Source organism: Microbacterium sp., assembly GCF_039812165.1.
Taxonomy (GTDB): domain Bacteria; phylum Actinomycetota; class Actinomycetes; order Actinomycetales; family Microbacteriaceae; genus Microbacterium.
On record NZ_JBDIAB010000168.1, the window covers coordinates 1 to 6,340 of the forward strand.

The window sequence follows — 6,340 nt, forward strand, 5'->3', positions numbered from 1 at the left end:
CCACGAGGTCGGGCGGTCCCGAGCTCCAGCTGGGGAAGCCGGGAGCGAGCTCGGGACCGTCCGACGTCGTGGCGACCGGTTGCGGTCCTGCGCCTCAGGCGAAGGCCACGAAGGCGATCGGGTTGGTGGTCGGCTGGTCGGAGCCACCGGCGGGCTCGACGGTGATGCCGGCGCCCTTCGAGTGGCTCGCGTCGCCGCTCAGCACGACGACCTGGTCGCCACCGTCGGGCATGAGCCCCGCGGAGGTCATGTGGCCGGTCGCGTCCTGCAGCCAGAGCTGGAAGACCTTGCCCGTCGGCGGCTGCGCCATGCCGGAGGTGACGATGACGGCCTTCTGGAGCGAGGTGGAGCGCACGATGGTGGCCGTGGCGCCGCCGGCGAGCCGTGCGCCGTAGCGCGTGGCGTCCGGGGCGGCGAGCACCTGGTCGGCGAGGGCCCGCGACGGGTCCTTGTCGATCTGGCGCCAGACGGTGAAACCACCGATGGCGAGCACCGCGACCGTGGCGGCCGCGACGACGACCCGCCAACCGCGGGCGAAACCGCGGGCCGACCGGGACCGGCGGCGCTCGGAGAGCTCGTCGGCGTGCCGGCCCTGGTCGCCGTGCGACTCGGCCGGGGCGGCCTCGGCAGCGGGCTGGGACGGGGCGGGCGGCGCCGACGTGACGGCATCGTCACCCGACTCCGCCTGCGGGGCCGTGAGGGGCGGCAGCGGACGGACGGTCGCGATCTCGGCGAGCACCTTGGCGCGGAGCGAGGCCGGCGGTGCGGCCTCGGTGAGCACCGACAGCTCGGAGGCGGCGGCGACGAGGCCGTCGACCTCGGCGCGGCAGGCCGGGCAGCCGGCGAGGTGTCGCTCGAACCGGGCCCGCTCGACGTCGTCGAGAGCGTCCACGGCGTAGGCACCGGACAGTGCGTGGATGTCCTCGCTCACAGTGTCACCCCCAACGTGTCTCGTAGTCTGATCAGTCCATCACGGATGCGTGTCTTGGCGGTCCCGAGTGGCAGGTCGAGCATCGTGGCCACCTCCGTGTGGGTGTATCCCGAGAGGTAGGCCAGTTCGAGGGCCTGCCGTTGGACCGGTGTGAGCGTCTCTAACGCCCGATGAACCCGCTCCGCATCGAGACGCTCGACGACGGCCTCGGCCGTGGAGTCGTGGGTGACGTCCTGGTTGCTGGCGCCGTATCCCTCGTCGCGGTTGCGGGAGGCCTCCGCCGACCGGACCCGGTCGACGGCCTTGCGGTGAGCGATGGTGAGCATCCACGAGAGAGCTGCACCCTTGCTCGGGTCGAAGCGTGCGCTGTGCCGCCAGATCTCGAGGAAGACCTCCTGGGTCACTTCCTCCGACTGGGCGGGGTCGCGCACGACGCGGCGGACCAGACCGAAGAGCCGGGAGGAGACTGCGTCGTAGAGCTCTGCGAACGCCGTCTCGTCGCCGGTCGCCGCTCTGCGCAGCAGCTGCTCCAGGGGGACTGGGCGGGTGGCCCCCTCCGGTGACTCATCACCGGAAGGGACCACCGAGAACCGTGACATGGGGTCCATTGTGTCGCCCGTCGTCGTGTTCCGCGTCAGCCTGGTCGGGAGACGATCAGGGCATCAGCACGCCGTCGATGATGTACACCGTGGCGTTGGCGGTCGGGACGTTGCCGCAGATGACCTTGGCGTCGGCCTTGCCGACCGTGAAGTTCTCGCCCGAGCCCTTGACCGTGATGGTCGTGCCGGCGAGGGTCTTGTGGTCACCCGCGAGCTGCTCCGGGGAGAGCTTGCCGGCCACGACGTGGTTGGTGAGGATCTTCGTCAGGGTCGGCTTGTCGGCGAGGACCTTCTTGAGGTCGGCGGCCGGGATCTTGGCGAACGCGTCGTTGACGGGCGCGAAGACGGTGATCTCGGGAGCCGAGTTCAGGGTGTCGACGAGACCGGCGGTCTTGACGGCGGTGACGAGCGTCGAGAGCAGCGGGTTGGCGCTCGCGGCGGTCGCGACGGGCGCGGTGGCCATGCCGTTGAACGAGCCGGCGCCGTCCTTCGGCACGGCGGCGCAACCCTCGCCGAAGACGGCCGCAGCGGCGTCCATCGACTCGGAGGAGGTCATCGTGTCGGACGGGGTGCTGCTCGTCATCGAGTCGGACGACGTCGCGGCGGGCGTGCTGCCGGCGCCGGGCGACGTGGTGTTGTCGCTGGAGCTGCCGCAGGCGGCGAGGCTCAGGGGCAGGGCGATCGCGAGGGCGACGAGGCCGGTGCGGGTCTTCATGGTCTTCATGTCAGTCACTCCTTGTGGCTGTGTGGTGCACGGTCATGTGGGATTCGGAGCTGCTGTGGCTCCGGATTGCTTGTCGGAGAAGTTTTTTCGAGGAGATTTCGACGGCCGGGATCACGCGACGGTCACCACCACCTCCTGGATGCCGCTCGACCCGCTGGGGAAGGGCGTGGCGCGTTCGGTGATCTGGGCGCGCCCCTGGCGGTCGACGGCGCGGACGGCGATGCGGTGCAGGCCGGGCTTGGCGTCCCACGGGAGGTACCACTGGCGCCAGTAGTCGATGTTGACGTCCGGGCCGAGCTTGGTCTCCTGCCAGTCGCCGTCGTCGATCTTGACCTCGACCTTGCCGACGCCGCGGTGCTGGGCCCAGGCGACGCCGCCGATGGCGGTCATCCCCGCCGTGATCGTCGAGAGCGGCTCCGGGGTGTCGATGCGGGCGCTCGTCTTGATCGGGGCGTCCGTCGCCCACTGCCGCTTCGTCCAGTAGGACTGCTCGGCGGCATACGTCGTCAGGGTGAGCTTGGTGAGCCACTTCGTGGCGCCGACGAAGCCGTAGAGGCCGGGCGTGATGAGTCGCGCGGGGAAGCCGTGGGTGTCGGTGAGCTGGGCGCCGTTCATGCCGATGGCGATCATCGCGTCGCGCCCGTCGCGGACGACGGCGAGCGGGGTGCTGATGGTGAAGCCGTCGACGGCCGTGCTGAGCACCTGGTCCGGGCTGCCGGTGATGCCGGCGCGGTCGAGGACGTCGGTCAGGCGGACGCCGAGCCAGCGCGCGGCGCCGATGTAGCCGCCGCCCACCTCGTTGGAGACGCACGTCATGGTGATGTCGCGCTCGATGAGGGGCATCTCGGAGAGCTCGGCGAAGGTCATCGTGAAGGGCTTCTCGACCATGCCGTCGATCTCGAGCGTCCACGTGTCGACGTCGACCTTGGGGACGGTGAGGTTGGTGTCGACGCGGTAGAACTTGTCGGTCGGGGTCCGCAGCGGCGAGATGCCGGGCACGGTGCCCTCGAGGCCGGTCGGCAGCGGCTTGGCCTTGTCGGCAGCGGCCGGCAGCACGATCTTCTTGATGGTCTGGGCCCCGCTGCGCAGCTGGCCACCGACGGCGGCGAGCACCGAGAGCGCCGTGACGCCGAGCGCCCCGCCGATGAAGCCGCGACGGCCGGTGCCGGGCCGGGCGGTCGGGTCGTTGGGGTCGGCGGCGGGGGTCATCTTCGAGCCGCGCGGGCCGTCGACGGTCGCCTCGTCGTTCCTGGCCACGGCCTCGCCGGACGCACGGCGGGCGAGACGGACGAGCCAGACGAGCGTCGCCACCCCGGCGGCCATCGCGGCGAGCGCGGGCAGGGCGTCGAGCGGGCGGGCCGTGGGCCGGAGCAGCGCGGCGGCACCGGCAAGGCCGGTGAGCAGCACGATGAACCCGACGGCGAGCGGCATACGTCGGCGGGCGAGGAGGCCGGCGACGGCCGCGAGCGCGAGCGTCACGACGAGCACCGAGCCCTGGAGGATCAGCTTGTCGTTGGTGCCGAAGGTCGCGATCCCCCACTCCTTGACGGGGGTGGGGGTCAGGTCGATCACCGTCGACCCGATGGCGAGCACCGGCGAGGATGCAGGGGCGAGGAAGCCTGCCACGAGGTGACCGGCGGCGATCCCGGCTATCGCGGCGAGGATCCCGCTGAGGGCAAGTCGTAGGCGCGTCATGGGGGTCGTTCGGCGCCACAAGGGTTTCCGGATTGTCCGAGGGACTGCGGCCGGCGGGAAGAGCGGAGCCCCGCCCGGTGTTGACCGCACGTGAAGAAGATCGGATTCCTCTCGTTCGGGCACTGGAACCCCTCGCCGCACTCGCAGGCGCGGTCGGCGCAGGACGTCCTGCTCCAGTCGATCGACCTCGCCGTCGCGGCGGAGGAGCTCGGGGCCGCGGCGCCTACTTCCGCGTCCACCACTTCGCCCGGCAGCTCGCCTCGCCGTTCCCCCTGCTGGCCGCGGTCGGTGCGCGCACGAGCCGGATCGAGATCGGGACCGGCGTCATCGACATGCGCTACGAGAACCCGCTCTACATGGCCGAGGACGCCGGCTCCGCCGACCTCATCTCCGGCGGCCGGCTCCAGCTCGGCATCAGCCGTGGGTCACCCGAGCAGGTCGTCGACGGCTACCGCTACTTCGGCTACGAGCCCACCGACGGCGACCACGCCGCGATGGCCCGGCAGCACACCGAGGTCCTCCTCAGCGTCCTGACCGGACGCGGCTTCGCCGAGCCGAACCCGCGCCCGATGTTCCCCAACCCGCCCGGCCTGCTGCGCATCGAGCCGCACTCGCCCGGCCTGCGCGACCGCATCTGGTGGGGTGCCGGCACTCGCGCCACCGCGGAGTGGACGGCCGAGCAGGGGATGAACCTCATGAGCTCGACGCTGCTCACCGAGGACACCGGCGTCCCGTTCCACCGCCTCCAGGCCGAGCAGATCCAGCGGTTCCGCGACGCGTGGAAGGCCGCCGGGCACGAGCGCGAGCCGCGGGTGTCGGTGAGCCGCAGCGTCTTCCCCATCGTGTCGGACACGGACCGCGCGTACTTCGGGCGCGAGGCGGGCAGCCAGGACCAGGTCGGCCACATCGACGGCGGGACGGCGCGCTTCGGCAAGACGTATGCCGGCGAGCCCGACCAGCTCGTCCGTGACCTCGCCGAGGACGAGGCGATCGCCGCCGCGGACACGCTCCTGCTCACCGTGCCCAACCAGCTCGGCGTCGACTACAACGCCCACGTCATCGAGAGCCTCCTGACCCACGTGGCCCCCGAGCTCGGCTGGCGCTGACGGTGGGGCTGGGGCGCCGTCAGCCGCGGGCCAGGAGCTTGCGGAGGGTCGAGCCGTAGGCCGCCCCGGCCACCTTGGCGACGACCGGGTCGAGGAGGGCGGGCACCCCGCGCACCCCGATGCGCTGCGACCAGGCGACGGTCGACCCCGTGGCCGTGGGGGTGACGAGCAGGTCGATCCGACCACGGACCACCGTGCCCTCCTTGTGGATCCGCGCGCTCCCGGCCGACGCCTCGGTCGGCGCCTCGATGGCGTCGACGACCATGACGTCGTCGAAGCCCACCGGCCCCACGCCGGTGCGGGCGACGAACCGCGACCCGGCGACGAGCTCGGCGGCCGTCATGGCCTGACCGGTCACGGTCGTCAGCGGGATGACGGCGGTGTGCGCCGTGAGGTCGAGGATGCGCCGCCACGCCTCGGGGGCGGGCAGCGGGGAGTCGAGATGCACCTCGAAGTCGGCCATGGCCACAGTCTGTCGGGTCGGCGCCGCCCGTGACACCTGTCACGGGCAGGACGTGACGCCTGCGGCTGCCGCGCCGCGCCGTCCCCGCGAGGCCGTCGTCTCCGGCGCCGTCTCCGCGGTGCTTCAGACCGGCGGGCTCCTGCGCGACCTCACCGTCCGCGAGACGGTGCCTATGATCGCCTCGACGTACGCCTCCCACACCCCCGTCGACGAGGTCATCGACCGCGCCGGGCTGAGGACGCTCGCCGACCGCCGGGTGTCCAAGTGCTCGGGCGGCGAGCAGCAGCGGCTGCGCTTCGCGCTCGCGCTGCTCCCCGACCCCCGCCTGCTCGTCCTCGACGAGCCGACGGCTGGCATGGACGTCACGGCCCGGCGCGACTTCTGGGACACGATGCACGCCGACGCGAGCGCGGGACGCACCGTCGTCTTCGCCACGCACTACCTCGAGGAGGCCGACGCCTTCGCCGACCGCATCGTCCTCGTCGCCGGCGGCCGCATCGTCGCCGACGGCACGACGGCCGAGATCCGCTCGCAGGCGAGCGGCCGCACCGTCTCGGCCACGCTCCCCGCCGGCTCCTTCGGCGAGTCGGTGGCGGCGCTGCGCCGCGTCGAGGGCGTCCGCGACGTCGAGGAGCGCGGCTCGCGCGTCGTCGTCTCGGCCGCCGACTCCGACGCCGTCGCGCGGCTGCTCCTGCTCGAGCTCGGCGGCACCGACCTCGAGATCGTCACCGCCGGCCTCGAGCAGGCCTTCATGGCCCTGACCGGCGACACCCACGACCACGCCCCCGGCGGTCCGGCCACGACCCCCGGCCGCTCGGCCAC

General features: G+C 72.4%; 6 protein-coding genes and 1 pseudogene. 2 read left to right on the top strand and 5 right to left on the bottom strand.

Annotation, left to right across the window (positions count from 1 at the left end):
* Window positions 1-94: 94 nt before the first annotated feature.
* The 4 genes from WML84_RS11815 to WML84_RS11830 form a co-directional block, all read right to left on the bottom strand.
* Entirely contained in the window at window positions 95-931 is an 837-nt protein-coding gene (locus WML84_RS11815; RefSeq protein WP_347346344.1) for an anti-sigma factor, read from the bottom strand.
* On the bottom strand, window positions 928-1,539 hold the full coding sequence (gene sigK, locus WML84_RS11820; protein ID WP_347346345.1) for an ECF RNA polymerase sigma factor SigK: 612 nt from the start codon (window positions 1,537-1,539) through the stop codon (window positions 928-930). The genes WML84_RS11815 and sigK overlap by 4 nt, the downstream gene beginning before the upstream one ends.
* Window positions 1,540-1,585: 46 nt before the next feature.
* On the bottom strand, window positions 1,586-2,254 hold the full coding sequence (locus tag WML84_RS11825; protein WP_347346346.1) for a fasciclin domain-containing protein: 669 nt from the start codon (window positions 2,252-2,254) through the stop codon (window positions 1,586-1,588).
* 111 nt (window positions 2,255-2,365) lie between these two features.
* Complete coding sequence (locus WML84_RS11830; protein ID WP_347346347.1) at window positions 2,366-3,949, bottom strand: molybdopterin-dependent oxidoreductase; 1,584 nt, start codon at window positions 3,947-3,949, stop codon at window positions 2,366-2,368.
* Between the two features lie 90 nt (window positions 3,950-4,039).
* On the opposite strand from WML84_RS11830, the pseudogene WML84_RS11835 reads away from it, so the two are divergent.
* Window positions 4,040-5,055: pseudogene (locus WML84_RS11835) on the top strand (LLM class flavin-dependent oxidoreductase).
* Between the two features lie 19 nt (window positions 5,056-5,074).
* On the opposite strand, the gene WML84_RS11840 reads toward WML84_RS11835, so the two are convergent.
* The gene (locus WML84_RS11840; protein ID WP_048548021.1) at window positions 5,075-5,518 is read right to left on the bottom strand and encodes a hypothetical protein; all 444 of its coding nucleotides are present in this window, start codon (window positions 5,516-5,518) and stop codon (window positions 5,075-5,077) included.
* Between WML84_RS11840 and WML84_RS11845 the strand changes: the two genes are divergently transcribed.
* Window positions 5,517-6,340 (top strand): ABC transporter ATP-binding protein (locus tag WML84_RS11845; RefSeq protein WP_347346348.1); only part of this gene is annotated, 824 nt, incomplete at its 3' end. The two genes, WML84_RS11840 and WML84_RS11845, sit on opposite strands and share 2 nt — an antisense overlap.